General features: G+C 42.7%; 23 protein-coding genes and 1 riboswitch. Of the genes, 2 read left to right on the top strand and 21 right to left on the bottom strand.

Features of this window, described 5'->3' with window-relative positions; translation table 11 throughout:
• Positions 1-501 precede the first annotated feature (501 nt).
• The 7 genes from ACTW1R_RS11230 to ACTW1R_RS11260 all read right to left on the bottom strand — a co-directional run bounded on the left by ACTW1R_RS11230 (position 502) and on the right by ACTW1R_RS11260 (position 7,757).
• Positions 502-777 carry an HU family DNA-binding protein gene (locus ACTW1R_RS11230; protein ID WP_003126821.1) on the bottom strand — a complete coding sequence of 92 codons (276 nt, stop codon included), beginning with the start codon at positions 775-777 and terminating at the stop codon, positions 502-504.
• A 234-nt stretch (positions 778-1,011) separates the two neighbouring features.
• Positions 1,012-2,322, bottom strand: coding sequence for a ribosome biogenesis GTPase Der (gene der, locus ACTW1R_RS11235; protein ID WP_005231911.1), 1,311 nt, complete (start codon positions 2,320-2,322; stop codon positions 1,012-1,014).
• A gap of 163 nt (positions 2,323-2,485) precedes the next feature.
• On the bottom strand, positions 2,486-3,700 hold the full coding sequence (gene rpsA / locus ACTW1R_RS11240; protein ID WP_005229333.1) for a 30S ribosomal protein S1: 1,215 nt from the start codon (positions 3,698-3,700) through the stop codon (positions 2,486-2,488).
• A 212-nt stretch (positions 3,701-3,912) separates the two neighbouring features.
• On the bottom strand, positions 3,913-4,584 hold the full coding sequence (cmk, locus tag ACTW1R_RS11245; protein ID WP_034858340.1) for a (d)CMP kinase: 672 nt from the start codon (positions 4,582-4,584) through the stop codon (positions 3,913-3,915).
• Positions 4,585-4,689: 105 nt separating this feature from the next.
• Entirely contained in the window at positions 4,690-5,313 is a 624-nt protein-coding gene (locus tag ACTW1R_RS11250; RefSeq protein WP_015510072.1) for a LysM peptidoglycan-binding domain-containing protein, read from the bottom strand.
• 72 nt (positions 5,314-5,385) lie between these two features.
• The gene (locus ACTW1R_RS11255; protein WP_213335534.1) at positions 5,386-6,768 is read right to left on the bottom strand and encodes a RecQ family ATP-dependent DNA helicase; all 1,383 of its coding nucleotides are present in this window, start codon (positions 6,766-6,768) and stop codon (positions 5,386-5,388) included.
• Complete coding sequence (locus ACTW1R_RS11260) at positions 6,762-7,757, bottom strand: helix-turn-helix domain-containing protein (protein WP_271813306.1); 996 nt, start codon at positions 7,755-7,757, stop codon at positions 6,762-6,764. The genes ACTW1R_RS11255 and ACTW1R_RS11260 overlap by 7 nt, the downstream gene beginning before the upstream one ends.
• 26 nt (positions 7,758-7,783) lie before the next feature.
• Between ACTW1R_RS11260 and ACTW1R_RS11265 the strand changes: the two genes are divergently transcribed.
• Complete coding sequence (locus tag ACTW1R_RS11265; protein ID WP_005229322.1) at positions 7,784-7,999, top strand: ferredoxin; 216 nt, start codon at positions 7,784-7,786, stop codon at positions 7,997-7,999.
• A 59-nt stretch (positions 8,000-8,058) separates the two neighbouring features.
• Here ACTW1R_RS11265 and ACTW1R_RS11270 read toward each other — a convergent pair whose 3' ends face one another.
• From ACTW1R_RS11270 to tuf, 14 genes are all read right to left on the bottom strand, one after another.
• Positions 8,059-8,652 carry an ECF transporter S component gene (locus ACTW1R_RS11270; protein WP_010749232.1) on the bottom strand — a complete coding sequence of 198 codons (594 nt, stop codon included), beginning with the start codon at positions 8,650-8,652 and terminating at the stop codon, positions 8,059-8,061.
• 150 nt (positions 8,653-8,802) lie between these two features.
• Positions 8,803-8,927, bottom strand: a riboswitch (FMN riboswitch).
• Between the two features lie 79 nt (positions 8,928-9,006).
• Complete coding sequence (locus ACTW1R_RS11275; RefSeq protein ID WP_074536680.1) at positions 9,007-9,723, bottom strand: pseudouridine synthase; 717 nt, start codon at positions 9,721-9,723, stop codon at positions 9,007-9,009.
• A gap of 2 nt (positions 9,724-9,725) precedes the next feature.
• A complete protein-coding gene (scpB, locus tag ACTW1R_RS11280) occupies positions 9,726-10,310 on the bottom strand; it encodes an SMC-Scp complex subunit ScpB (protein WP_005229316.1) in 585 nt (194 codons plus the stop codon).
• Positions 10,303-11,052, bottom strand: coding sequence for a segregation/condensation protein A (locus tag ACTW1R_RS11285; RefSeq protein WP_005229314.1), 750 nt, complete (start codon positions 11,050-11,052; stop codon positions 10,303-10,305). Before ACTW1R_RS11285 ends, scpB begins: the two co-directional genes overlap by 8 nt.
• Positions 11,053-11,066: 14 nt before the next feature.
• Complete coding sequence (gene xerD, locus ACTW1R_RS11290) at positions 11,067-11,957, bottom strand: site-specific tyrosine recombinase XerD (RefSeq protein WP_128488653.1); 891 nt, start codon at positions 11,955-11,957, stop codon at positions 11,067-11,069.
• A gap of 234 nt (positions 11,958-12,191) precedes the next feature.
• On the bottom strand, positions 12,192-12,641 hold the full coding sequence (fur, locus tag ACTW1R_RS11295) for a ferric iron uptake transcriptional regulator (protein ID WP_015510076.1): 450 nt from the start codon (positions 12,639-12,641) through the stop codon (positions 12,192-12,194).
• Between the two features lie 109 nt (positions 12,642-12,750).
• The gene (locus tag ACTW1R_RS11300) at positions 12,751-13,614 is read right to left on the bottom strand and encodes a CvfB family protein (RefSeq protein ID WP_015510077.1); all 864 of its coding nucleotides are present in this window, start codon (positions 13,612-13,614) and stop codon (positions 12,751-12,753) included.
• Positions 13,615-13,648: 34 nt separating this feature from the next.
• Positions 13,649-13,966, bottom strand: coding sequence for an AzlD domain-containing protein (locus tag ACTW1R_RS11305; RefSeq protein ID WP_128488649.1), 318 nt, complete (start codon positions 13,964-13,966; stop codon positions 13,649-13,651).
• Positions 13,959-14,666: an AzlC family ABC transporter permease gene (locus ACTW1R_RS11310; RefSeq protein WP_081116294.1), complete on the bottom strand. Its 708-nt coding sequence runs from the start codon at positions 14,664-14,666 to the stop codon at positions 13,959-13,961. The genes ACTW1R_RS11305 and ACTW1R_RS11310 overlap by 8 nt, the downstream gene beginning before the upstream one ends.
• Before the next feature lie 118 nt (positions 14,667-14,784).
• On the bottom strand, positions 14,785-16,680 hold the full coding sequence (locus ACTW1R_RS11315; RefSeq protein ID WP_489927278.1) for a cell division site-positioning protein MapZ family protein: 1,896 nt from the start codon (positions 16,678-16,680) through the stop codon (positions 14,785-14,787).
• Between the two features lie 308 nt (positions 16,681-16,988).
• On the bottom strand, positions 16,989-18,095 hold the full coding sequence (gene rpoD, locus ACTW1R_RS11320; protein ID WP_005229298.1) for an RNA polymerase sigma factor RpoD: 1,107 nt from the start codon (positions 18,093-18,095) through the stop codon (positions 16,989-16,991).
• Positions 18,096-18,118: 23 nt separating this feature from the next.
• Positions 18,119-19,954, bottom strand: coding sequence for a DNA primase (gene dnaG, locus ACTW1R_RS11325; protein ID WP_060792343.1), 1,836 nt, complete (start codon positions 19,952-19,954; stop codon positions 18,119-18,121).
• Positions 19,955-20,112: 158 nt separating this feature from the next.
• Positions 20,113-20,742, bottom strand: a complete 630-nt coding sequence (locus ACTW1R_RS11330) for a lysozyme family protein (protein WP_005229291.1) — start codon at positions 20,740-20,742, stop codon at positions 20,113-20,115.
• 212 nt (positions 20,743-20,954) lie between these two features.
• On the bottom strand, positions 20,955-22,142 hold the full coding sequence (gene tuf, locus ACTW1R_RS11335; protein ID WP_005229289.1) for an elongation factor Tu: 1,188 nt from the start codon (positions 22,140-22,142) through the stop codon (positions 20,955-20,957).
• Positions 22,143-22,388: 246 nt separating this feature from the next.
• Between tuf and ACTW1R_RS11340 the strand changes: the two genes are divergently transcribed.
• Positions 22,389-22,748 carry a YxeA family protein gene (locus tag ACTW1R_RS11340; RefSeq protein ID WP_144809609.1) on the top strand — a complete coding sequence of 120 codons (360 nt, stop codon included), beginning with the start codon at positions 22,389-22,391 and terminating at the stop codon, positions 22,746-22,748.
• Positions 22,749-22,883 lie beyond the last annotated feature (135 nt).

A 22,883-nucleotide genomic window follows, 5' to 3' on the forward strand; every position in this document is an offset into this window, starting at 1 on the left:
GCCAGAATCCCATTTTACTTACGCAAATAGGACTCAAACAAACGGATAATTTTTGCTTCCGTGTTCTAAGTCCTGGTATCAATAATAATGACTAATAAATATTGATTAAAATTGCGCATAGAAAATGGCTCCTTCATTAGAAATAGTAACGTTCTTGTAATTGTTTACCAATATACCCTTTGCCAAAACACTTGTCAACGAATTTTCTGAATTTTTTTTCAATAATGACAATTCCAAGGAACCCTTCCTCACATTAAATGTCATTTAATCGCTTGCTTCTTTTGATAAAAATGACTTTTAAATCACCTTTATTCTTGCTTGAGAATTAAAGTGTGCCCGCAACCCTTGTTTTTTTTAGATCAAAAGAAAAACAAAAAATATTTTTGAATTTTCTGACAATAATACCGTTTCTTTTCCCATTCGATCCGCCTGCATGGTGGCAGTTCCTAGTTAGACAAAAGAAAAAACCCTTGATTACTCAAGGGTTTCTACAAGACTCAATTATTTCACTGCGTCTTTAAGAGCTTTACCTGGTTTGAATGCAGGTACTTTGCTAGCAGGGATCTTGATTTCTTCACCAGTTTGTGGGTTGCGTCCTTTGCGTTCTGCACGAGAACGAACTTCAAAGTTACCAAAGCCGATCAATTGAACTTTTTCACCGTTAGCTAAAGCGTCTTGAATTGTTGAGAATACAGCGTCTACTGCTGCAGTTGCGTCTTTCTTAGTTAAGTCAGTAGCTGCTGCAACTTTTTCGATTAATTCTGCTTTATTTGCCATGGATGGTTTCACCTCCTGATATTTTTTTTGATGTCATGCATCAACAAAAATCTTGAGTGGTCCAAGGTTTTTGTCAAATATTGATTACCATCAATATTCTGATATAACGTTATCATAAGAACCTTGTAATATCAAGGATTTTAACGTTTTTAGGGGGTTTTTTTTTGGTTTTTTCCCATTTTTCTAGAAAAGGACAGATTTCTTTGTAAAAAGAAACAAAGTATGATAAAATCTCTATTTTCTTCTGCGAGGAATGATCCGAATCGGCGTTCCTTCAAAAGTGAATGCCTTGCGGATTTGATTTTCTAAGAAACGTGCATAAGAGAAATGCATCAGTTCTTCTTCGTTGACAAAAATAACAAAAGTTGGCGGTTTGACAGCTACTTGCGTCGCATAAAAAATCTTCAAACGTTTGCCTTTGTCTGTTGGGGTTGGGTTGATCGCCACAGCGTCCATAATGACGTCATTCAACAACGCAGATGGAATACGCATGTTTTGATTCATGCTGACTTCTTCAATCAATTGCGGCAGCTTATTCAAGCGCTGTTTCGTCACTGCGGAAACAAAAATGATTGGCGCGTAATCCAAATATTGGAATTCGTCTCTGATTTCTTCTTCAAAATCACGCATCGTATTCGTTTCTTTTTTCAATGTATCCCATTTATTGACAACAATAATGATTCCACGGCCTGCTTCATGGGCATAGCCAGCAATCCGTTTGTCTTGCTCGCGAATCCCTTCTTCGGCGTTCAAGACCATCAAGACGACGTCTGAGCGTTCAATGGCCCGCATCGCCCGCATCACACTGTATTTTTCAGTAGACTCGTAGACCTTCCCTTTTTTACGCATCCCTGCCGTATCAATCATGGTAAATTCTTGACCGCTTTCGCTGGTAAAATGGGTATCGATCGCATCACGAGTCGTTCCTTCGATATCAGAAACGATCACTCGCTCTTCCCCTAGAATTGCATTGATCAAAGAGGATTTACCGACATTTGGACGACCAATCAAACTAAACTTGATGATGGAATCATCTTCTTCTTCTGCTTCATTGGTGAAGTGTTTGACTGCTTCATCAAGAACATCCCCGATCCCTAATCCATGACTTCCTGAGATTGGGTATGGATCGCCTAGACCCAAACCATAAAATTCATAGATGTCGGTACGCATCTCGGGATTATCAACTTTGTTGACGGCTAAAATCACGGGTTTGTTGCTTTTGTACAGCAAACGAGCCACAAGCTCATCAGCATCTGTTACTCCTTCACGAGCACTCGTAATAAAAACAATGACATCTGCTTCATCGATGGCGATTTCTGCTTGATGCTTGATTTGATCCATAAACGGCTCATCACTTAAATCGATCCCACCTGTATCGATTACGCTAAACTCACGGCCTAGCCATTCACCAGTGGCATAAATACGATCTCTGGTCACTCCTGGAGTATCCTCAACGATCGAAATTCGTTCTCCAGCTATCCGGTTGAAAATGGTCGATTTCCCCACATTCGGACGTCCAACGATCGCTATTGTTGGATTTGACATTTTTTACCCTCCATTTAAAAAAGCAGTCCTTGTACGCTGCTTCTTGTATTCAATCTTACTTAGTTTACCTAAAGCCATGGAAAGTTGCAAGCTTTCCTGGCAAACAAAAAACCAGCTTATAACAAATTCAAACATCGAATCGTTATAAGCTGATGGCATACAATTACTCTTCGTCGCTGTCTTTTAAGGCATCACCTAAGATATCACCCATAGTAAAACCAGTTGATTCTTCTGGCAATTGATAGTCGTCCTCTGAAACCTCTTGTGTTTCATTGGTGTTTTCGGCTTTTTCTAATGCTTTGATACTTAATGCGATTCGGTGTTCTGAAGGGTTCACTTCAAGCACTTTCACTTGCACTTCATCACCTTCTTGTAAGACTTCATGTGGTGTCGCAATGTGTTTATGGGAGATTTGTGAAATATGGATCAGCCCTTCAACACCTGGGAAGACTTCCACAAACGCACCGAAGCTTGTCAAGCGTTTAACAGTCCCTGTCAAGACACTGCCAACAGCCGCTTGCTCTTCAATATTGGTCCAAGGTCCAGGCAATGTGTCTTTGATCGAAAGTGACACACGTTCTTTGTCTGCATCAACAGATAAGATACGCACATTGACGGTATCGCCAACAGATAAAACGTCACTCGGTTTGCCAACATGTCCATGAGAAATTTCAGAGACATGGACAAGTCCATCGATGCCGCCAAGGTCTACGAAGGCACCAAAGTCGGTCAAACGCGCTACTTTTCCTTCTACTTCTTGTCCTTCATATAAATCAGCTAATAAAGCTTCTTTTTGTTTTGCTTTTTCTGCTTCGACAACTGCTTTATGAGAAAGGATCAAACGGTTTTCTGAAGGCTCGATCTCAACGATTTTGAAGGTCAAAGTTTTCCCTTTGTAATCTTCGAAATCCGCAACAAAATGGTCTTCGACCATTGATGCTGGGACAAACCCACGAACACCTACATCAACCACTAACCCGCCCTTAACGACGTTGGTGACTGGTGCTTCAATGATTTTTCCTTCTTGGAAATCTTTTTCGATATCTTCCCAAACTTTTTTCGCGTCTAAGCGACGTTTAGAAAGGAGATAGCTGCCGTTTTCTTTGTCTTTACCAATTGCTGAAATCACAACCAATTCTAAGACATCCCCAACTTTGACTGCTTCGTTGATGTCTTCAACAGGTAAAGTTGATAATTCTTTTGCAGGAACAACGCCTTCAACGCCGGCGCCTTCGATCCCAACGATCGCTTGTTTATCCTCAATGGCCAATACCTCACCTTTAACGATATCTCCAACTTTTACTTCTTGGAAATTGTCTAAAGCGGCTTCCATTGATTCATTTCCACTCTCAACCTGATTATTTTCAAATTCTGTCATCTCTCATGTCCTCCTAACCAACAATTCTGCAATAATTGCACTACATCTTTTAGTTTAAAATAGAATGAAAAAAAAATAAAGCGATTTCTCTTATTTTCCTAAAAAACTAGGGTTTTTTCGTTAAAAAAGTCTTTTCACCTCTGTTTTCTTACTCACTTTCATCTTTTGGTTTCGAAAAATAAAAAAACAATGGGGAACACCCATTGTTTTTGTTAATCAATTTTTTCTTTGATGGTTTTTTTGATTGCTTCGACGACTTGCTCGATCGTTAAACCAGACGTATCGATTCGAACCGCATCCTCCGCTTGTTTCAAAGGGGAGACTTCTCTGTGAGAATCCAGATAATCTCTTTGCTGGATCTCTTCTTTCAACGTCTCATAATCGGTTTTGATCCCTTTTTGCTGATTTTCTTTAAAACGGCGCTGTGCGCGTTCTTCCACACTTGCTACCAGAAAAATCTTAACTTCTGCTTGTGGTAAAACCGCCGTACCAATATCGCGGCCATCCATCACGACACCGCCATCTTTAGCGATCAACTGCTGTTGTTGGACGAGTTTTTCACGAATCGCTGGGTATGCCGACACCTTCGAAACTGCGTTGGTTACTTCTGGCTGACGGATCGCTTCGGTGACTTGCTCTCCTCCTGCAAAGACCTCTTGACCGTGTTCAGTCGGTTCAAAAGTGATGGGGTATTGATCGATCAAAGCAGCGATCGCCGCTTCATCTTCAAGTGAACAGCCCGTTTTTAAAGCTAAATACGTGATGCTTCGATACATGGCACCAGTATCCGTATAAATAAATCCCAGGTCATTCGCGATGATTTTTGCCACTGTGCTTTTCCCAGATGACGCAGGACCATCAATAGCGATGTTGATTTTTTTCATTTTTCTTACTCCTCGTTTCCCAACGATGTGTATTCCTTCATCGTTTCTGCTTATCGCCCACCTTGGCTTCTTTCTTTCAAGAAAAAAAACCGCCAAAGCGGTTTTTTATTTAATTCGTAAGGTGTCGCCAGGGTAAAGCATGTAGTTGTTTGGATCAATCCCATTTAATTGATATAGGGTTTCAACTGAGATGCCTGTACGGGCTGCCACTTGTTCAGGACCTTCGCCAGCTTGGACTGTCGTGTATTCCTCGGTACCAGTTGCGCCTTGACCTTGATCAGTTTGCGTATTCTCTTGTCCCGCATTGTTTTCTTGTTGCGCCGGTTCACTACTTGATGGCGTCGTTGAAGCTGGTGCAGAACTACTGCTACTTGATGAAGAACTTGATTCACTTGTTGACGAACTCGTTTCACTTGTCGATTCCGTAGTGGATGATTCCGTCGTTGATGATTCGGTTGTTGAAGACTCTGTCGTACTTTCTACAGTACTGCTCGAACTTGCTGTGGTTGGGGCATCATTGTTATGGTTCAATACCCAAATACCGGCACCAACCGGAATTGCCACGATCAAGAAAAGCAAAACTAAAACGATCGTCAAAAAGAGTGAATTCCCACGCTTTTGTTTTCTTTGTTGGGATCTTGATGCAGAATCATCGTATTCTGTATCATAGATTGGTTGTTCCCACGGTTCTTGATTTTCTGAATTGTAGTCATTGTCTTTCTTGCTCACTCGTATTCCCTCCTAGTTTCCTTCCGATGTATTATACCATAGGTAAATAAAAACTGTCCTACAAAATACGATTCAATTTATATCTTTAAAAATTTTTATTAAACGTTCCTGCCAATGATGGGCTTCCTTTTTCTCGGGCAGCTGTTCTTCACCCGCTATTTCGATCCCGTCATTGTCGCAACAATAAGGATTCTCCTGGGCTTCCTCTCCGAAATGCGCCAGTAAAAATTGTCGGCGACAACCTGTAAAATGAATATAAGCCAACATTTTCTGTAATTGTTCTTGTTTTTGCTGTTCATTGCGTTTTAATGTTTCCAGCCAAAAGGAAGTTCCCAACTCTTTCATTTTTTGCTGCCACTTTTCTTGCAACGGTGTCAAGGGTTCTTTCCTCTTCTCCTGAACCGTTCGTTCTAAAGCAAGGCGTTCTTCTTTATTTTCTCGCTGAAAGAAGTAATGGATCTGCTCATCATGTTCCTGATAAAGCAAAATCGCATTGCTTTGTTTGCCGTCACGACCAGCTCGCCCGATTTCTTGACTGTAATTCTCTAACGAATCAGGTAGATCATAATGGATCACAAAGCGAATATCTTCCTTATTGATCCCCATCCCAAACGCATTGGTAGCAACGAGTAATTTTAATTTATTCTGAGAAAACTGCTGCTGCAACGTTTTTCTTTGATCACTCGCGAGACCACCATGATAATAGCCTACCAAATAGCGCTGACGCAGTTTGTTATAGACTTCTTCGACTTTGCTTCTTGTGGAACAGTAGATGATCCCAGCCCCGCCTAAGCGGCTGAGATAGTCTGCTAATGCCGCATCTTTGTCTGTCGTTTGCTCTACGAACAAGCCGATATTGCTGCGGTTCATCGAATAACGGTAGACATTGGCGTTCTTTGCTAATAATACTTGCCGTATATCTGCTTCCACTTGTGCTGTTGCAGTAGCCGTCAAGGCTAACGTAACGGGTGCCTTCAAGCGTTTCTTTACTTCACCAAGCTGCAAGTACTCTGGTCGAAAATCAATGCCCCATTGCGAAACACAATGGGCTTCATCCACCACGAGCATGGCGATCTTAACCTGTTCCAATTGATGCAAAACAGCTTCTTGTACGATCATTTCTGGACTTAAAAACAAAAACTTGTACTTCTGCAAATGCTGCATCACATACTGGCGATCAGCAAGGTCCAATTGACTATTAAACGCAATCGCGTGTTTTTCCCCTTGCTTTTGTAAGCCGTAGACTTGATCTTCCATCAAAGAGACTAACGGCGAGATAATGATCACGATCCCGTCTACTAGGTACCCTGGCAGCTGATAGCACAGACTTTTGCCATTCCCAGTAGGCAGAATCGCTAACGTATCTTGCTGTGCTAAAACACTTTCGATGACTTCTTTTTGTCCTTGGCGGAATGTTTTGAAACCAAAATACTGATTCAGTGCATCTTCTAACATCGAATCCCCCGCTTCTGAGCAATCTGTAACAAACGAATCGTCAAAAAATCAGTCGTAAGAAGCGCCTGTAATTCTTGATAGCTATTTTTCCAAGAAGCTTCTGGCAGCTTTTTCAGCAACGCTGTATCAAAGCGCTGAAAAGGAAACGTTGGATCAAGCAATGCCCACTCAATCAAATGATCATTAACAGTTCCTCGTTTGATCCTTCTTTTTTCCATAATCTGCTCGACAGAATCGCCTCGCAAAAACAATGCTCGGCTTTCCACCATGCTTTGGTTTAAATTTCTCTTTAGAAAAGGCGACAATCCTCGAAACAGGATCGTCTGGGGCGTTTTTTCGATCAAGGTTAAAAATTGATGGATCGAAGCTCCTACATAAAGAGTGTCCCAAGGCTTACTTTGAACATTTTCTGGTAAAAGCTGAAAAAACGCCTGCCCTAGAATATCTGGACCCGATAAGGTGCCCGCTAAAAAATCTGCCACTTCTGCGGGAAGCTGGTCAAAAATTGCTGATAGCTCTTGATACAGGCACTTTTTGATGTCAGGATTGTGACGGATCAGCTGACGGACAGGTTCTGTATAGAGTGGCGTGTTTTCAACGGGAATATACTGATTGGTCACGCCTTGATACGCAGCTGCTTGAACCAGCAGTCGAACAAAACGCCAAGCCTCCTCCGTCGTTCGTCCATAACGAAAGTAATTCGCATAACGCAACAATCGTTCACCTGGCTGCTGGCTGTTTATAGCGGTTGTTTTGAGCAGCAGACCATCTGAATCTCGACTTAGAGCCCCTCGTTGGATCAAGTCAGCGAGCGTTTGTTGATACGCTTTCTCATTCAACTGGGGCAACGATTGAAAGAGACCTAAGCGATCATAAAAAAAGGCATAACTCAAGACAGAGCTAGTACGCTTACCAATGAGAATTTGATAAAGTGTTGATGGGCGCAGCTTGTCAGTATCAGAAAACAGCGCTAAAATAAAAGAATCCATATTTCCCCTCCAGAAAGGACTAAAAAATGTCACAACGCTGTAAAATTATTCCTGAGCGCTGCATTGCTTGTGGCCTATGTGCGATCTATGCCCCCGAGATCTTCGATTATGATGAAGACGGGATCGTTTTATTTGCCCAAGAACCAAATGCTCGGCAACAGTTTATCATAGAAGACCAACAAGAAAAAGTCAAAACTGCTTATCGCAAATGCCCTACCCGTGCGATTATCATGGAAAAATAAAAAAAGCCGACTTGCCATTGACAGACCTTTCGTCTGCAACAGCAAGTCGGCTCATTTTTTTATTTTCCTATAGCAGAATGATGGGGCTGCTTACGAGCCAACCATGGCAGCAGTTTGGCGTGAAGTGCTAAAAAGACGGCACTGACGATTGCGCCTTTGACCAAATTGAAAGGTAAGATCCCGATCGCCACATATTGCGGCAAAGACATTCCTAAAAATTGATCGGCTGTGACCCCGAAAAAGCGCAGGTAAAGCGGTGTGATCACAAATAGGTTCGCCACACTCATAAAAATCGTTACCGACAAGATACCGCTGATGACACCAACCATTTTGTTTTTGGTGTGAATACCTTTGCGGAAAAAGTAGTACATTGGCAAAGTAAAGGCACATGATGCTAAAAAGCTTGCCGTATCCCCCACCATATCAGCAGGTGAAAAACCAGATAAGAACAAATGCAGCACCGAACGAATGAAAGCAGTCAATACCCCGCTCCAAGGACCAAATAAAAACATCATGATCATCACGGGAATATCACTAAAATCGATCTTTAAAAAGCTGAATGCTGGGAAAATCGGAAAAGCGATAAATTGCAAAATTGTTCCCATAGCAGCACACATGGCGATCGTCACCATTTTTCTTGTTTTGTTGTTCATCAGTATAAATCCTCCTAAGTTCAGGATTCCTCTTCAAACGAACCTATTAAATTTCCTCGGCTTTCTTGTCGGCGCCAGACAAAAAATACCCTCTTTTTTCCACAGGGAAAAAAGAGGGTATTCGAAATAGCCATAAGCAAATCAAATACGCTCTATCTTCTTTATCCAGACTGTACTGTCGGTATCGGAATTTCACCGATTCAGCTATTTCCGAAGAAATAGGTCGTGGACTATAACCACCGGTCGGGAATTGCACCCTGCCCCTGAAGACGAACCTTTATTCTATTTATTACATGTTCTATTATACACAAAATCTAAAAATTAACAATAGTTACGTTTTCAGATACTTTTCAATTATTTTGCACTGTTTTTCAGCTGGCTGACTTCCTTCTTCGTCAGCTCTCGGTATTCCCCTGGACGAAGACCTTTCAAATCTAACGGACCATAATTTTCCCGTTTTAATTTTTGCACAGGCAAACCAACTGCTTTTAACATATTTTTGACTTGATGGTTGCGTCCTTCGTGGATCGTCAATTGCACAATACTAGATTGCGCTGTTTGATCTGTCGACAAGATCTCAAAGCGAGCAGGTGCCGTCTTACGGCCTTCGATCCGAATCCCTTTTGTCAATGGGAGCAGCTGCTTTTTATCCGCAATCCCTTTGACTTTGGCAACGTACACTTTGTCGACTTCGTGTTTCGGATGCATCAGTGTCTGTGACAATTCCCCATCATTTGTCAGCAATAACAAACCAGAGGTATCATAGTCCAAGCGCCCGACGGGATACACCCGTTCAGGAACTTCAGCAAAATAATCCAAAACGACTTTGCGCTTTTTATCATCCGTTACAGCTGAGATCACACCACGAGGTTTGTAGAATAGATAATAGACGTGTTGTTCTTGTTCGATTGGTACACCATCGACTTCAACAACATCTTTTGAGCTAACTTGGACCCCTAATTCTTTGATCACTTGCCCGTTGACACGCACTCGGCCTTCAGTTATCAATCCTTCAGCTTTTCTTCTTGAGGTGATGCCAGCATGGGCAATCACTTTTTGCAAACGTTCCATCTTCATTCTCCTTCTGTTTCTGCTTGTTTGTAGCGGTCGTAAAAAAGATCAAACGGTGCATCTTCTTCAAGTTCATCTTCCATGGATTGGATATCGGGTAATTCAGCCAAACTTTTTAAGCCAAAATAATCCATAAAGTATTCCGTCGTACCATATAGGATCGCTCGTCCTGGTCCGTCAACGCGGCCTTTTTCTTCAATCAGTCGTTTTGCCACCAATTTTTGAACCGATCCGCTAGATTGGACGCCGCGGATCTCTTCTACTTCCATCCGAGTGATCGGCTGCTTGTAAGCAATGATCGACAACGTTTCTAAAGCGGCCTGAGACAACGAGCTGCCCATCGGTGATTCAGCATATTTCTTCAATAAAGGGGCAAATTGTTTCTTGGTGGTCAAAATGAAATGATTGCCCACTTCAAGAATATGCAACGCAGTATGTTCATTTTCTTCATATTGCTGATTTAGTTCCTGCAAATGCTGATAGACACTGGCAGTATTGCTTTTGACTAAGTAACTCAATTCTTCAAGACCGATCCCCTCATCACCGACGACGAATAAGATCGCTTCTAATTCACTATATTTACTCATCTTCTTTACCTGTTGGATAGAGCAGAATCGACGCATAATTGTCTGTTTGCTCTACTCGAATCGTTCCTTTTTTCATTAATTCTAACAGTGCCATAAAAGTTACCACAACTTCTGTTTTATTGTAGGTCGTAAAAAACGAATCAAAGCTGCGGCCTTTTTTAGCACTGACATGTTGCATCTCCAGCTGAATCGCCGCCATCTTTTCATCGATGGTGCTTTCATCAGGAGAAATTTTGGTTTCTAGTACTTGGCGATTTTTCTTTTTCTCGATCATTTTTTGAAAAGCCAAAAAGAGATCGATCGTATTGAATTGATTGGCTCTTAACTGATCTTCTTCCTCTTTGTATTCATCGACATCCATCGGATCTTTCGTATAATACAAACTTCGCTCTTCCGCTTTTTCGGAAAGCTGCTCGGCTGCATACTTAAATTTGCGGTATTCTAGCAGCTGTGCCACCAGCATATCCCGTGGATCTTCTTCGTACTCTTCCACTTCAGCAATCAGCTCTTGTTTCGGTAACAGCATCTGGCTTTTGATCGCCATCAGAGTTGCCGCCATGACTAAATATTCACCAGCGACTTCTAATTCTAAAATTTTCATGGCATGGATATACTGCATGTATTGTTCGGTGATGGTTGCAACTGGAATGTCATAAACATCGATTTCCAGTTTTTTGATCAAATGAAGCAGCAAATCCAACGGTCCTTCAAAGACAGCTAATTTTATTTTGATTTCTTCCATTCCATCCTCGATTTCTAGGCGCGCGGAAAGTGCTGCTTGTACACTTCCGTCATCCGTTTCTTCGTTATATGCGTGTAAATCTGAGTGGTCGAGATATCTGCGTGTCCTAACAGCTCTTGAACCGTTCGCAGATCTGCCCCGTTTTCTAATAGATGGGTCGCAAAACTATGGCGCAACGTATGGGGAGTCACATTTTTGGTGATCCCAGCTTGTCGAACCAAGGCTTTTAAATTTTTCCAGATTCCTTGACGAGACAGCTGCCTGCCATGGTTGTTTACAAACAGGTGGCTTTCATCCGGTGTTTTTCTCGTCAAATACGGACGTGCATCGCTGAGATACGTTTCGATCCATTGAATCGCTAGATCCCCTAATGGGACGATCCGTTCTTTGTCGCCTTTCCCGGTTGTTTGCAACAAGCCCATACTTAAATGCAAATCATTCAATTTCAAACCGATCAACTCGCTGACGCGCAAACCTGTCGCATACATCACTTCCAAAATCGCTCGATCGCGAATGCCCAACACCGCTCGAGTATCTGGTGTTTCGATCAAGCGCTCCACTTCCTGCAAACTCAAAGTGTCAGGTAGCTTCTGCTGTTTTTTCGGCGAATCAATATGCTGCATCGGATCATGATCTGTCAACCGTTCTTGACGCAAATATTGATGGAATCTTCGCAAACTGGAAACCATCCGAATCACGGTTGCCGAGGATTTTCCCGCCTCTTGCAGACTTTGCAAAAAAGACAAAACGATCACTCGGTCGATCTGTTGCCACTGCGTCACTTGTTTTTTTTGTAAAAACGCAAGATACTGTTGCAGATCCCGCTGGTAGCTGGCACGGGTATTTTGGGATAGCCCGCGCTCAATGGTCAAATAATGAAGATAATCAATAATTTGTTCGTTCATGGGGCTTCCTCTACTTTCAGCTTTTTTATCATATCAAATTCTGGCTCGTTTAGATAGTAGCTTGCCAACAAAAAAAGAGGCATTTACCCGTATCTTTTGCCCAAGGAAACACCCGAATCATAGCAGATTTTTTGGTTTCTTTCAAATCGGAAAAAAGGACACTCTTCCTATTGAAACCATCTGACTATCATTCGGGTGATAACAAATTTTTTTCAAATTACCCAGCTACAGACACTAGGCTTTGTTTTGGCATTTTTGGCAGACACCATGAAATGTCAACCGATGATCCTTTACTAAAAAATGGTACTTTTGTTCGACGATCTCTTCGACTGTGCCCAACAGATCCTCTTCAACCTCTTCAATATTGCCGCATTCCAAACACAACAAGTGATGATGGAAATGTTTGGCGCCTTCTTTACGTAGATCATAACGAGCGACACCGTCATTAAAGCTGACTTTATCGACGATTTTCAAATCCGTCAAAATCTCCAATGTTCGATAGACGGTTGCTAAGCCAATCTCAGAATTTTTTTTACGCACAAAGAAGAAAATCTCTTCGGCGGATAAATGATCTTTCTCATTTTCTAATAAGACCAACAACGTCGCTTCTCGCTGAGGAGTTAATTTGAACCCCGACTCGTGCAATTGTTTCTTGGTCTTTTTTAACGCTGCTGTTGTGTTCATAGTTGCCTCCGTATGCCGCTAATTTATAACGATTCTAATTTGAGTGAGAATCACCCAAGACAAACATTGTAATCATTATAAATTAGAACAGCAAAAGAAACAAGTATTCTCAATTAGGTTTTTTAACAAGAATCGTAAAGCCATCTTTTTGCTCAATCAAACGCTGTTTCATCAAGGTTCCTAACGCCCGTTTAAATTGGCCTTTACTAATACCAAACGTTTGTAAAATCTCTTCTGGTGCTGATTTATCGGTAAAAGGAATTTTATTTTCTGGTGCTCGTTCTAAAAAGGTTAGGACCATGGCGGCATCATTTGAAATCGCCTCGTGGGCTCTTGGTTTCAACGAAAGGTTCAAGACCCCATCTGGACGAACCCCGATCACTCGTCCTTTAACAACTTCCCCAAGACGCGGCTCTTGATAGCGCTCTGATGGGTGGACGAAGCCAATATAAAAATCATCCGTCAATAAGTAGGTTCCCGCTAGTTTTAAGCGATACACGGTACCTGTAACATCTTGATTCTTCATCTGTTCCGTACCATTCTTACTCAGTGCCTTGAAGATTTTCTCATCTGCTAACGAAGCCCATATACGCTCTTTGTCGTCGACGCGCAAGCTGACCATCAAACGATCGCCTTTTTTGGGCCAAAGTTCCCGCATTGTTGGCAATTCATCTAATGAAACCACCATGTCCTTGTCTTTTAAACCGATATCGACGAAAACGCCTAAGTCGCGACGGCTTCCTGTGACTGTACCAAAGGCATAATGCCCTTTGCGGCTTTTCGGAATATTCGTAGTGAGCACATTTTCTTGCTTTTGGTTTTGATAGCCAAACCCTTCGACGGCTTCACCTAAATGATGTTCGCCTTCTTCCTTGGCTAGTCGGAAGGTAACCCCGCCTTTTTGAACAAAATAATTCTGTTCATTTTCATCAATGATCAATCCGCTAAATACGGATGCTAATAAGTCTTTCATCTATTCTCTCCTTCTTCATAAAAACTGCCCGTTGCTAGAAAAAGAAACGCAGCAGTGCCATAGCAATAACGCCTGTGATAACGATCTTCATCAAATCTTTTGTATAATACCCCACCAACAATGCTGGGATACAGGCAACAGTTTCTTTGACTTTCAAGATGGGAAATTGCCCTACTCGAAAGATCAGCAAATTTTGAACCAACAATGCCGCCAAAATACACAACGGCAAGTAACTCAAAAAGATGGTGAAAGGTTTTGGAAATACGAGCTTTTTAGAAAATAAAAAAGGAACGATTCGCGGAATCCAAGTAACCAACCCACATGCTAGCATTAGTATAACAAAATTAGTCATGATGTGTCACCGTCCCAACCAAACATCCTGCCAAGGTCGCAGCTATTACCGCGATCTCAGCAGTAGAAAAACGCATAAATAAAATCAATGTCCCCACAACTGCCCCGAGTACTAAGAGCGTTTGCTGGGTTTTCTTCTTGAGGGGTCGCTCTACTTGAAATAAAAAAAGACCAACAAACATGGCTACCAAGGCAAAATCTAAGCCTAACGCTTCTGGATCTGGAATAAACGAGCCTAATAGTCCGCCCAAAAAGGTTGCGAAGATCCAACTCAAATACGCCATCACGTTCAACCCATGGGTCCATTTCGCTGTGACTGGTTTGTCTTGTTGCAGTGCCGTCGTCAAAACGCCATAGGACTCATCAGTCAAAAGCGTCCCAATCCCGATAGCAGAAAGCAAAGGAGTCTTTTTAAAATAGGAAGCCACTGATAAGCTCATTAAGAAATGTCGTAAATTCACTAAAAAGACGGTTGCGACGATCGTCATGAACGGTGCTTGAATCGCGAGTAATGCACAAATAATAAATTGAGCACTGCCTGCATAGACAATAATAGACATTAAAATAATTTCAAGAATCGACAACCCAACGCCTTTTCCCACGACCCCCATCGCAAAACCAATCCCTAAGTACCCAAGAATCGTTGGTACACAAGCAATGACCCCATCTTCAAAGCGATCATATCTTTCTATTTTCTGCACAAAAAACCCTCCCTGTTTGAACGATTATCTTTCATCATATCGAAAACAGGGAGGGGAAACAAGTGTTTTTCACATGTGCATGTAATAACTCTGAAAGTTTTCTAGTGACTCATGAGACTTAGCGAACGGTGTGATCGTTCCCATTGCCTCTGAAATAGCCAGTTTTGGCGTTTACCGTAAATAAGTATAGCGGGAACGCTGAATCATTCGTTCCTTTAAGCAAGCTGCCTTGGGCATTTGTCGCATAAAAATTGTAATAGCCTTCGCCGTTGACGATCCGCACGCGTTCAAAAGTATAACCACCTTCAACCACGTAACCACGGGCAATCGCTGTGGCGATGATTTTTTCTTGGACACCATCTGCCCACACCCAAGCGCTATTGTTTACATCATTCAAATCACTTTGACGGGCTGGAATAATTGGCTGATTATTGGTATTTGTTGGCGTATTTGGCGAAAGCACATACTCTTCTTCAGACGTGCTTTGTGCGGGCGTCGCAGCGCTTGTAGAACCGCCGCTTGAAGCGGAAGCGTTGTTCTCAGAAGCCGCCGCTTGTGCTGCTTCTTGGGCCGCTTGTTGTTGTGCCGCTGCTTCTTGCGTAGCGGTTTCACGCTTCGTCAACGCAGTATCGACTTTGCGCAGATCAGCAGTGAGACTTTCCACCAATGAATCGATCGGTAAAGCTTGGACTTTTTTCATCAAGGCATTGTAGTTCTCACGGGTGACACTTGCAGGTGCTTCACCATCACCACTTAAAGCCACCATGCTCTTCACCGCATTTTGAACTTCCTCGATCGCACTGAACTCTTTTTGTCCCATGTCGATGGCTTGATTGATCAACTCATCAAAGGCATCCCCGTTCTCACGCTTCGCCATTGTGACGGCAGCCGCTTCTTTCAATGAGACTTCTTCCAATTGATCTTCCACAACGGCAGGACTGCTAAAATAGCTGTTGATCTCGGTCAAAGTTGCTAGTTTGTCAGCGATCGTCGCAGCTTCTTGTGACAAGGCATCGTACCGTTCATGGTCTTGAAACTCTGCCAACTGATTCGTCACAGCCGTCAGCTGTTCTGATGTTTTGTCGTTTTTAATGAACACTCGTTCATCATTTGTATAAAAATCATTCAGCTCATTTTCAATTTGATCGAGTGTACGGTTTTCCTGCGCCAGTTGCGTTTCTCGGGCTGTTTCTTGTTGCTGCTGTTGATAGTAATACGCCCAACCGCCACCAGCTGCCACTAATAAACAAGCCGCTGTAATATAGAGTGCTTTGCGAGGACTCTTCTTTTTTTCGCTAGGCGTCGACGTTTTTTCTTCAGTAGTCGCCTTTTTCGGTGCTTCATCCGCTGCGGTGATCGGCTCAGGAATTGGATCGATCACTGGTTCTGGCTGCTTCTTCGCTTCTTCAATGACTGGATCCGTCACTGGTTCATCTTCGCTTATCAGTAGAGGTTCCTCACTGGCTTGTTCCTGACTTTCTTCTTCAGTAGCAGACAAATCATCAGTGGCGGCTTCTGCTTCTAGAGCAGCGGCTTTTTCTTCTTCATCAAGTTTGTGTTGGCGGATATAAGCAGCCAAAATATCAGCGTCATGCTGTTCCTCCGTACTTAATGCATCGGTTTCACTTGCTTCCTCACTGGCTGATGTCGCATGCTCTTGCGTTGCGCTAGAACTTTCTACTTCCGTTTTTTCCTCAGCTTCTTTCTTAGAGGCTGAGGTGGGGGTTACATGTTGCTCATCGGAAAAAGTCCCTTGCTGCGCGAGGTCGATCGTTTCTTCATTTGAGGATGGCCGATCACCTAAGTGCTCCTCCATTTTTCCGATCGGGACGTTTTTAAAGTCTGACCAGCGAATATCATCATTTTTATTCTGTGGCTCTTCTGGCGTAACGGAAGAGTCAGATGTTGGTTCCAGTTCATTCTCCTTTGCCTGGTTCCATTGGAACCCGCAATTGGGACAAACGGGTGTTTCTTCTATTGCTTGAAATCCACATTCAGGACATGTCTTCTTCATTGATTCAAACTGACTCCTTTTGTTTTTTGCATTTCCTTTTATGAAGCAGTCGCCTCTTTCATCAGACGCTTGCTGTACCTACTGCTTCTTTTTTTAGACCAGCAAATAATGGGTCTTTTTTGACACTTCGTTGTTTGTTACGTTTTGATGCAGATGCACAAAATTAAATTTATCACATTCTTGGCAATTAGCCAACACTTGCTTGGTTACGTTTTTATTAAGTTCTTTACCAATCTTGTGTCGAGAGGATAAAATCTGAATAAAAAAGACTTTCCAAAGGGTTCCTTTGGAAAGTCGATAAACCTTGATTATTCTAAGAAATCTTTCAATTGTTTTGAACGAGATGGATGGCGTAGTTTCCGTAATGCTTTTGCTTCGATCTGACGAATCCGTTCTCTCGTTACCCCAAAGACTTTTCCGACTTCTTCTAATGTCCGAGTACGACCATCATCGATTCCGAAACGCAAGCGCAGCACGTTTTCTTCACGGTCAGTCAACGTATCCAGTACATCTTCTAGCTGCTCTTTCAACAGCTCATAAGCCGCATGCTCTGCTGGACTTGTGGCATCTTGGTCTTCAATAAAATCACCTAGATGAGAATCGTCTTCTTCACCGATCGGTGTTTCTAATGAAACAGGTTCTTGAGCGATCTTCAAGATTTCACGAACTTTTTCCGTCGGCAGATCCATTTCTGCGCCGATTTCTTCTGGTGTCGGTTCGCGCCCTAAGTCTTGCAGCAATTGCCGTTGAATACGGATCAATTTGTTGATGGTTTCCACCATATGCACAGGAATACGAATGGTTCGCGCTTGGTCAGCGATCGCACGGGTGATCGCTTGACGGATCCACCAGGTCGCATACGTCGAGAATTTGAACCCTTTGCGGTAGTCGAATTTCTCAACGGCTTTCATCAAGCCCATGTTTCCTTCTTGGATCAAATCAAGGAATTGCATTCCTCGACCCACATAACGTTTGGCAATACTAACGACCAAACGTAGGTTGGCTTCTGCCAAACGCTGTTTTGCCTCTTGGTCGCCTTCTTCGATTTTCAGTGCGAGCGCCACTTCTTCTTCTGCGGTCAATAATGGCACACGACCGATTTCTTTCAAGTACATCCGAACGGGGTCATTGATTTTCACACCAGTTGGTGCAGACAGATCTTCTTGAGGTTGTGTTTCTTGTCGTTTTTCATTGCTCTTTAGACTATGGACTGAAGGCTCTCCATTTTCATCCACGACACTGATGCCTGAATCCTCCAGTTTTTGAATTAATTTGTCCATTGCATCAGCATCCAAAGTATACGGCGTTGCTAAACGATTCGTAATGTCATCGTAAACAACTTGCCCCTTTGTTTTGTTTTCTCGGATGTATTCGGCAACTGCTTTGTCATACGTTTTTTTTGTTTCTTCTGCCATGAAAGAAAGCCCCTTTCAGTTCGCTATTTAGCTTGTTTCAACCGTTTGGTCAAATCAATGATTTCGATCGCAAGTTCAAGTTCTAATTGCTGGTTTCCTTTTTGTCTTGCTTCTTGCTGCTGGATTCGTTTTTGATTGATTTCTTCAGCAATGCCCGACTTTTGAAATACCTGCAGAATGTCCTGAAATTCTTGTTCAGTCCCTTCCTCAGAAGCTTTAAGATCTGCAATATCGATCACCATTTTTTTCATTGAATCTTCTTTTAAAAAATCTAAGAACTTTGCTAAAACAAAGTGTTCTTCTGTTTCCATATACGCATCAAACAGCAGATAAAGCTGTTGGTAACGATCATGGATAAAGGATATGCCACTCGCTCGAAAGCGATGGTTTAACGTACTGTCATGAAACAAACGGTACAATAATAATTCTTGTGCTTTTTCTACCTGTGTTTTGGGCTGCTGCCGCGTAGGCGGCGTAAAGACCATAGGATTGGTTGTTGGCGCTGGCGGCGGTGCATCTTGCCGCGGCTGCTGCTCTTGCCGGTTTTGCTTGAGCTGCTGCTGCAAGGTCTCACGGCTCAAGTTGAACTCTGTGGACAACTGAGTCAAATAACGGTCTTGCTCCAGCAAAGAATCCACCCGCTGTAATTCCTTTAAAACGACTTGGACATAATCTAGCTGCTCTTTCTCATTGGCCAAATTTCGATTTGCTCGATGGTAATCCATTTTGAAAGCAAAGACGGTTTCTTTCCCATGTACAGCTAATTTATAAAAAGCTTCTGTCCCATATTTGCGCAAATAGTCATCTGGGTCCATCCGTTCCGGCACTCGAACCACAGATAATTTCAAGCGGCTATTGTTTTGCAAAAGATCGATCCCACGGTTCGTGGCTTCAACCCCTGCACTATCTCCATCGTAACAAAGAATCACTTCTTGTGCCACTCGCTCGATGTGAGCGATCTGCTGATTGGTCAGGCTGGTCCCCATCGAGGCGATCCCATTTTCGATCCCTGCTTGCCAAGCGGCGATCACGTCCATAAATCCTTCAAATAAATACACTTGGCCATCTTTACGCATCGCTCGTCGCGCTTTGTCAAAGTTGAAAAGAACCTCGCGTTTATTGAAAAGAATCGTTTCAGGACTATTTAAATATTTTGGTTGGTCTTGATCACCGACTTTTTCGCTTGCTAACCACCGACCAGAAAAACCAATCGTTTTCCCCTGAGGATTGCGGATCGGAAACATGATTCGCTGGTAAAAGCGATCCGCCAGTGAGCCATCGTTGCGCTGAACAAAGAGTCCTGTATCAGGAAAAAACTCTGCTTTGGCTTTTTCATTCAAAAAAACTTTCTCCAAAAACGAGCGTTCATTCGGTGCAAAGCCAATATTGAACTCTTCGATCAGTGCCATCGTCAATCCACGATCTAATAAATAGTCAAGCGCTTCTTGTCCAGCAGCTGTATTCACCAACATGTGATGATAGACTTCGGCGGCTTTTTCATGTAACGCAATCAATTGACTCGTTTGTGAGGTCGCTTCATTGATGCCTTCAGACTGCTGATATTGCGGATCAAGAGGAATATCGTTCATTTCTGCTACTTTGACGACTGCTTCTGGAAAACTGATCCCTTCAAGCTCCTGTAAGAAACCATACACATTTCCACCACGACCACAACCAAAGCAATGAAAAATTTGTTTGTCCTCTGCAACGGAAAAAGAAGGTGATTTTTCATTATGGAACGGACACAAACCAAAATAATTTTTTCCAGACTTCTTTAACTGGACATACTGTCCCACGATATCGACGATATTGCTACGTTCGCGAATGTCGTCAATGACCGTTTGAGGAATTCGTGCCATCCACTCACCTCCATTTGGTAAGTATTCATTGGTTTACTAGGTAAAAAAACGCACTAATAGATATCAGTGCGAAGAATAATTAGACAGAATCACTCATAATGATTTTACCATATTTTATTTGTATTTCAAGCTTTTTTGTTTCACTTATTTTCCAACGCTTATGAAAAGAAACGCGCCGTAACATTGATCTTCCATTGATTCATTTTTATTAAATCAGCGTAGAATAAATTGCCGCCGTTATGATACAGGTGACCACCATTATAAAAAACGGATTGGATGCCCCAGTAACGATAGGTTTGTTCCGTATCATTGCCTAACAATGGAGATAAAACCTCTCTGGAATATGTTTCTGCTAGCTCTAAGGTGTTCACTCCCCCTCGGGCAGCGACATAATCAATATAATCTGTACCAAAATTATACGCCTGTACGGCGGTCCAAAGATCACAGTTCATTTGCTCGGCTTTTTCAATCAACTCGGCTAAATAGGAAACACCTTGTTCGATGCTTTGTTCTGGCGTATCGAACTGATTTTGTTTTCCATAAACACTTTCAGAACTTTGCATCGGGTCGTTGCCTTGTCCTTTTGACTCCGTCAGCATGATGCTCATGGCTAATGACTGATATTCAGAGATGTCGTGGGCTTGCGTCTGTTGCGCGATTGCTTCTTCATACGCATAGACAGCTTTCAATGCCGTATAGTTTCGATAGACCCAAACCCCTGCCCCGATCAGCAACAGCACGAGGGCCAGCTTCAGTATAAATCCTAGGAAACGTCGAATTTTTCTCATCAAATACATCCCATCTTTTCTAAGTCAGAATCTATCGTACTATGAAATGAACGGGCTGACTAGAATTTTTTCTCTCCTAAAAAATCCTTAATAAAATCACAAGATTATTTAGAAAAAAACAAGCAATCCTAAGCTGACCGAGGGTTTGGCGATCTTTCGACAAGAAAAAGGAAACAGCGCTTCTTCAAAAGGAAGCACTGTTTCACTCATCATTATTTTTCGATCGTGGTGACAATACCAGAACCGACTGTTCGTCCACCTTCACGAATCGAGAAGGTCGTTCCATTTTCTACAGCGATCGGATGGATCAATTCCACATCGATCGTTACGTTGTCACCAGGCATCACCATTTCCGTTCCTTCTGGTAAAACGATATTCCCAGTTACGTCCGTTGTACGGAAGTAAAATTGTGGGCGATAGTTATTAAAGAATGGGGTATGGCGACCGCCTTCTTCTTTTGTCAACACATAGACTTCCGCTTGGAATTTCGTATGCGGTGTGATAGAACCTGGTTTTGCTAACACTTGGCCACGTTCAATTTCATCACGGGTGATGCCCCGTAACAATACCCCTACGTTATCGCCAGCTTCTCCGAAGTCCATCGTTTTGCGGAACATTTCTACCCCTGTCACGACTGCTTTTTGTGTTTCAGGTTTGATTCCGACGATCTCTACTTCATCCCCGACTTTTACCATGCCGCGATCGATCCGACCAGAAGCAACGGTTCCCCGTCCTGTGATCGAAAAGACATCTTCGATCGGTAACAACAATGGTTTGTCAGTATCTCGTTCAGGCGTTGGGATATATTCATCTACTGTATCCATCAGCGTTAAGATCGCTGCTTCAGCATCTGGGTCCCCTTCCAAGGCTTTTAACGCAGAGCCTTTTATCACAGGAATGTCGTCGCCAGGAAAATCATATTCAGTCAGCAATTCTCTGACTTCCATTTCAACTAAATCGATCAACTCGTCATCATCGACAAGGTCCGTTTTATTCAAAAAGACGATCAAATGTTTCACACCCACTTGACGAGAAAGCAAAATATGCTCCCGTGTTTGTGGCATTGGGCCATCTGTCGCTGATACGACCAAGATTGCGCCGTCCATTTGAGCAGCCCCTGTAATCATATTTTTCACATAATCCGCGTGTCCCGGTGCATCGATATGGGCATAGTGCCGTTTTTCCGTTTCATATTCCACATGAGCAGTATTGATTGTGATACCACGTTCGCGTTCCTCAGGAGCCGCGTCGATACTTGCGTAATCTTGCGGATTGGCAAGCCCTTTTTTCCCAAGAACTGTGGTAATTGCAGCAGTCAAGGTGGTTTTCCCATGGTCGACGTGTCCAATCGTTCCGATGTTGACATGGGGTTTGCTACGATCATAATGTTGTTTTGCCATATTGTTTCCCTCCTAGAGAAAGTTGAGTCGTTGGTTGACTCGAATCATATTTTTGCGATTTACGCTTCCAAAGAGATAAGGATTAACTTATTTTTTGTAAGTTTAAATCTACCCTTATTATAGGTCAAAATTAGTCAAAGTCAAGCAAGAGGTCTCGGCAGCTAATCCCTAAGAATTTCTTTGCTTTTTGTGATCCATTGGACGTAAGCCTGGTTTTTATGAATAATAGAAGATGAGGTGAGAAATGTGAAGAAAATCATTGCAGCGCTGGTTTTTACAGCAATTTTTCTTGGCGGCTGCTTCCTTACTTATGACTATTACTATGGTGGAAGTGACTATTATACAGTTATCAACGATGCGGGGGAACACGATACCGAAGTCAGTGACGAGGGGGTCGTTGAAAACATCTATCGTTATACACAAACAGCCTACAGCGCCTCTGGTGACGTCAAAACGGTCAAAATGAATGAACACCGTTCCGCTCCTTTGAAAGAAGGCGCCTATTTGAAACTATTGGTCAATCCAAACAAAGGCGTTATAAGCTGGAAAGAAGTTTCTGAAGAAGACGTTCCTCAAGCGGCTCTTGAAAAGCTGACCCCTCAATAATTGCTGCTATCAAGCAAGCGTCTGTAAAAAAGCAGGCCGTCCTCTTTCTAAATGAGGACGCCCTGCTTTTTGTGCTCTATAATTTATGGGCCTGATGAATCAGAATTGATTCTTCAGCCCCATTTTCATTATTGA

It is taken from the genome of Enterococcus sp. R12 (genome assembly GCF_058135755.1).

Coding starts and splice junctions, on each gene's coding strand:
- ACTW1R_RS11230 (WP_003126821.1), bottom strand. CDS start 777: ATGGCAAATAAAGCAGAATTAATCGAAAAAGTTGCAGCAGCTACTGAC.
- der (WP_005231911.1), bottom strand. CDS start 2,322: ATGTCAAATCCAACAATAGCGATCGTTGGACGTCCGAATGTGGGGAAA.
- rpsA (WP_005229333.1), bottom strand. CDS start 3,700: ATGACAGAATTTGAAAATAATCAGGTTGAGAGTGGAAATGAATCAATG.
- cmk (WP_034858340.1), bottom strand. CDS start 4,584: ATGAAAAAAATCAACATCGCTATTGATGGTCCTGCGTCATCTGGGAAA.
- ACTW1R_RS11255 (WP_213335534.1), bottom strand. CDS start 6,768: ATGTTAGAAGATGCACTGAATCAGTATTTTGGTTTCAAAACATTCCGC.
- ACTW1R_RS11260 (WP_271813306.1), bottom strand. CDS start 7,757: ATGGATTCTTTTATTTTAGCGCTGTTTTCTGATACTGACAAGCTGCGC.
- ACTW1R_RS11265 (WP_005229322.1), top strand. CDS start 7,784: ATGTCACAACGCTGTAAAATTATTCCTGAGCGCTGCATTGCTTGTGGC.
- ACTW1R_RS11270 (WP_010749232.1), bottom strand. CDS start 8,652: ATGAACAACAAAACAAGAAAAATGGTGACGATCGCCATGTGTGCTGCT.
- ACTW1R_RS11275 (WP_074536680.1), bottom strand. CDS start 9,723: ATGGAACGTTTGCAAAAAGTGATTGCCCATGCTGGCATCACCTCAAGA.
- scpB (WP_005229316.1), bottom strand. CDS start 10,310: ATGAGTAAATATAGTGAATTAGAAGCGATCTTATTCGTCGTCGGTGAT.
- ACTW1R_RS11285 (WP_005229314.1), bottom strand. CDS start 11,052: ATGGAAGAAATCAAAATAAAATTAGCTGTCTTTGAAGGACCGTTGGAT.
- xerD (WP_128488653.1), bottom strand. CDS start 11,957: ATGAACGAACAAATTATTGATTATCTTCATTATTTGACCATTGAGCGC.
- fur (WP_015510076.1), bottom strand. CDS start 12,641: ATGAACACAACAGCAGCGTTAAAAAAGACCAAGAAACAATTGCACGAG.
- ACTW1R_RS11300 (WP_015510077.1), bottom strand. CDS start 13,614: ATGAAAGACTTATTAGCATCCGTATTTAGCGGATTGATCATTGATGAA.
- ACTW1R_RS11305 (WP_128488649.1), bottom strand. CDS start 13,966: ATGACTAATTTTGTTATACTAATGCTAGCATGTGGGTTGGTTACTTGG.
- ACTW1R_RS11315 (WP_489927278.1), bottom strand. CDS start 16,680: ATGAAGAAGACATGTCCTGAATGTGGATTTCAAGCAATAGAAGAAACA.
- rpoD (WP_005229298.1), bottom strand. CDS start 18,095: ATGGCAGAAGAAACAAAAAAAACGTATGACAAAGCAGTTGCCGAATAC.
- dnaG (WP_060792343.1), bottom strand. CDS start 19,954: ATGGCACGAATTCCTCAAACGGTCATTGACGACATTCGCGAACGTAGC.
- ACTW1R_RS11330 (WP_005229291.1), bottom strand. CDS start 20,742: ATGAGAAAAATTCGACGTTTCCTAGGATTTATACTGAAGCTGGCCCTC.
- tuf (WP_005229289.1), bottom strand. CDS start 22,142: ATGGCAAAACAACATTATGATCGTAGCAAACCCCATGTCAACATCGGA.